Here is a 3760-nt window from a genome sequence, read left to right on the forward strand (position 1 = left end):
AGTAGACGAAGCGACCTGGAAAGGTCCGTCAGAGAAGGTAACAACCCTGTAGTCGAAACTTCGTTCTCTCTTGAGTGGATCCTGAGTACGGCGGGACACGTGAAATCCCGTCGGAAGCTGGGAGGACCATCTCCCAAGGCTAAATACTCCCTAGTGACCGATAGTGAACCAGTACCGTGAGGGAAAGGTGAAAAGCACCCCGGAAGGGGAGTGAAAGAGAACCTGAAACCGTGTGCCTACAAGTAGTCAAAGCACATTTATGTGTGATGGCGTGCCTTTTGTAGAATGAACCGGCGAGTTACGATCCCGTGCAAGGTTAAGTTGAAGAGACGGAGCCGCAGCGAAAGCGAGTCTGAATAGGGCGAAATAGTACGTGGTCGTAGACCCGAAACCAGGTGATCTACCCATGTCCAGGGTGAAGTTCAGGTAACACTGAATGGAGGCCCGAACCCACGCACGTTGAAAAGTGCGGGGATGAGGTGTGGGTAGCGGAGAAATTCCAATCGAACCTGGAGATAGCTGGTTCTCTCCGAAATAGCTTTAGGGCTAGCCTCGAGTTAGAGTCTTGGAGGTAGAGCACTGATTGGACTAGGGGCCCTCATCGGGTTACCGAATTCAGTCAAACTCCGAATGCCAAAGACTTGATTCTCGGGAGTCAGACTGCGAGTGATAAGATCCGTAGTCAAGAGGGAAACAGCCCAGACCACCAGCTAAGGTCCCAAAGTATACGTTAAGTGGAAAAGGATGTGGAGTTGCTTAGACAACCAGGATGTTGGCTTAGAAGCAGCCACCATTTAAAGAGTGCGTAATAGCTCACTGGTCGAGTGACTCTGCGCCGAAAATGTACCGGGGCTAAACGTATCACCGAAGCTGTGGATTGTTCTTACGAACAATGGTAGGAGAGCGTTCTAAGTGCAGCGAAGTCAGACCGTAAGGACTGGTGGAGCGCTTAGAAGTGAGAATGCCGGTATGAGTAGCGAAAGAGGGGTGAGAATCCCCTCCACCGAATGCCTAAGGTTTCCTGAGGAAGGCTCGTCCGCTCAGGGTTAGTCGGGACCTAAGCCGAGGCTGAAAAGCGTAGGCGATGGACAACAGGTTGATATTCCTGTACCACCTCTTTACCGTTTGAGCAATGGAGGGACGCAGGAGGATAGGGTAAGCGCGCTGTTGGATATGCGCGTCCAAGCAGTTAGACTGGTAAGTAGGCAAATCCGCTTACCATAAGGTTGAGCTGTGATGGCGAGGGAAATATAGTACCGAAGTTCCTGATTCCACACTGCCAAGAAAAGCTTCTAGCGAGGTAAATGGTGCCCGTACCGCAAACCGACACAGGTAGGCGAGGAGAGAATCCTAAGGTGATCGAGAGAACTCTCGTTAAGGAACTCGGCAAAATGACCCCGTAACTTCGGGAGAAGGGGTGCTTTTTAGGGTGAATAGCCCTGAAAAGCCGCAGTGAATAGGCCCAGGCGACTGTTTAGCAAAAACACAGGTCTCTGCGAAGCCGCAAGGCGAAGTATAGGGGCTGACACCTGCCCGGTGCTGGAAGGTTAAGAGGAGGGGTTAGCGCAAGCGAAGCTCTGAATCGAAGCCCCAGTAAACGGCGGCCGTAACTATAACGGTCCTAAGGTAGCGAAATTCCTTGTCAGGTAAGTTCTGACCCGCACGAAAGGTGTAACGATCTGGGCACTGTCTCAACGAGAGACTCGGTGAAATTATAGTACCTGTGAAGATGCAGGTTACCCGCGACAGGACGGAAAGACCCCGTGGAGCTTTACTGCAGCCTGATATTGAATTTTGGTACAGCTTGTACAGGATAGGTAGGAGCCTTGGAAGCCGGAGCGCCAGCTTCGGTGGAGGCATTGGTGGGATACTACCCTGGCTGTATTGAAATTCTAACCCGAAGGCCTTATCGGCCTTGGAGACAGTGTCAGGTGGGCAGTTTGACTGGGGCGGTCGCCTCCTAAAAAGTAACGGAGGCGCCCAAAGGTTCCCTCAGAATGGTTGGAAATCATTCGTAGAGTGTAAAGGCACAAGGGAGCTTGACTGCGAGACCTACAAGTCGAGCAGGGACGAAAGTCGGGCTTAGTGATCCGGTGGTTCCGCATGGAAGGGCCATCGCTCAACGGATAAAAGCTACCCCGGGGATAACAGGCTTATCTCCCCCAAGAGTCCACATCGACGGGGAGGTTTGGCACCTCGATGTCGGCTCATCGCATCCTGGGGCTGTAGTCGGTCCCAAGGGTTGGGCTGTTCGCCCATTAAAGCGGTACGCGAGCTGGGTTCAGAACGTCGTGAGACAGTTCGGTCCCTATCCGTCGTGGGCGTAGGAAATTTGAGAGGAGCTGTCCTTAGTACGAGAGGACCGGGATGGACACACCGCTGGTGTACCAGTTGTCCTGCCAAGGGCATAGCTGGGTAGCTATGTGTGGAAGGGATAAGTGCTGAAAGCATCTAAGCATGAAGCCCCCCTCAAGATGAGATTTCCCATAGTGTTAAACTAGTAAGATCCCTCGAAGATGACGAGGTTGATAGGTCAGAGGTGAAAGCATGGTGACATGTGCAGCTGACTGATACTAATCGATCGAGGACTTAACCAAAAAAGAAAAGCGTAGGCGACTGTACTGCCTCGACAAGCGCTGGAACTTCTGACCGAAAAGTCGATAGACTTTGACAGAAGAAGTGAAGTGACATCGAGAGGCTAGGAGCCGGAGCTAGACAAATCACTTCATGAATGTGCGTATGTTATCTAGTTTTGAAGGAATGAAAATTTCTTCTTGAAATATTTTTTAAAGATAGTATAATAATACTTGTCTTTACTTTATCTAGTGACGATGGCGAGAAGGTCACACCCGTTCCCATACCGAACACGGAAGTTAAGCTTCTCAGCGCCGATGGTAGTTGGGGCATTGCCCCTGTGAGAGTAGGACGTCGCTAGGTTTTGAAATGTTCCGCAGTAGCTCAGTGGTAGAGCTATCGGCTGTTAACCGATCGGTCGTAGGTTCGAATCCTACCTGCGGAGCCATTTGGAGAGCTGTCCGAGTGGTCGAAGGAGCACGATTGGAAATCGTGTAGGCGGTCAACACTGTCTCAAGGGTTCGAATCCCTTGCTCTCCGCCACTATAATATATTTAAAGCAGCAAGTTGGCCCGTTGGTCAAGCGGTTAAGACACCGCCCTTTCACGGCGGTAACACGGGTTCGAATCCCGTACGGGTCACCATTATGGAGGATTAGCTCAGCTGGGAGAGCACCTGCCTTACAAGCAGGGGGTCGGCGGTTCGATCCCGTCATCCTCCACCATTTGAATAACACTTAATATTATTATCGCGGGGTGGAGCAACGAGCGTTGCATCATTGAAATACTGCGAGTTGTCCCGACACATAACCTCCTTGAATTAGCTTTCAGAGGAAGGGACAGTCTGTTGCTAATAAAGCGCATGACAAAAACTATATATTTCTCATTATCGCGGGGTGGAGCAGTCTGGTAGCTCGTCGGGCTCATAACCCGAAGGTCGTAGGTTCAAATCCTGCCCCCGCAACCAAAAAAAGTTGTTGACTACAACTTGATAATATAGTAAGATAATATTTGTCTTGAAAAAGATAGCATCTAAAATGGTCCCGTGGTGTAGCGGTTAACATGCCTGCCTGTCACGCAGGAGATCGCCGGTTCGATTCCGGTCGGGACCGCCATTATAATATTAATGTGGCTCAGTAGCTCAGTCGGTAGAGCAAAGGACTGAAAATCCTTGTGTCGGCGGTTCG

General features: G+C 50.8%; 6 tRNA genes, 1 rRNA gene and 2 other annotated features. All 7 genes read left to right on the plus strand.

Annotated elements, in window-relative coordinates:
• Positions 1–137, plus strand: a sequence feature (23S ribosomal RNA rRNA prediction is too short).
• Between the two features lie 101 nt (positions 138–238).
• Positions 239–2585, plus strand: a sequence feature (most likely nonfunctional fraction of RNA operon).
• A gap of 236 nt (positions 2586–2821) precedes the next feature.
• A 5S ribosomal RNA gene (gene rrf / locus CZ490_RS00050) occupies positions 2822–2937 on the plus strand.
• Positions 2938–2947: 10 nt separating this feature from the next.
• A tRNA-Asn gene (locus CZ490_RS00055) sits at positions 2948–3022 on the plus strand.
• A gap of 3 nt (positions 3023–3025) precedes the next feature.
• A tRNA-Ser gene (locus CZ490_RS00060) sits at positions 3026–3117 on the plus strand.
• A gap of 26 nt (positions 3118–3143) precedes the next feature.
• A tRNA-Glu gene (locus CZ490_RS00065) sits at positions 3144–3218 on the plus strand.
• 4 nt (positions 3219–3222) lie between these two features.
• A tRNA-Val gene (locus CZ490_RS00070) sits at positions 3223–3298 on the plus strand.
• A gap of 165 nt (positions 3299–3463) precedes the next feature.
• Positions 3464–3540: transfer RNA gene (locus CZ490_RS00075), tRNA-Met, on the plus strand.
• 72 nt (positions 3541–3612) lie between these two features.
• Positions 3613–3688 (plus strand) — tRNA-Asp (locus tag CZ490_RS00080).
• Positions 3689–3760: the final 72 nt, after the last annotated feature.

Source organism: Litchfieldia sinesaloumensis (assembly GCF_900156865.1).
Classification (GTDB): Bacteria; Bacillota; Bacilli; order Bacillales; family Bacillaceae_L; genus Ferdinandcohnia; species Ferdinandcohnia sinesaloumensis.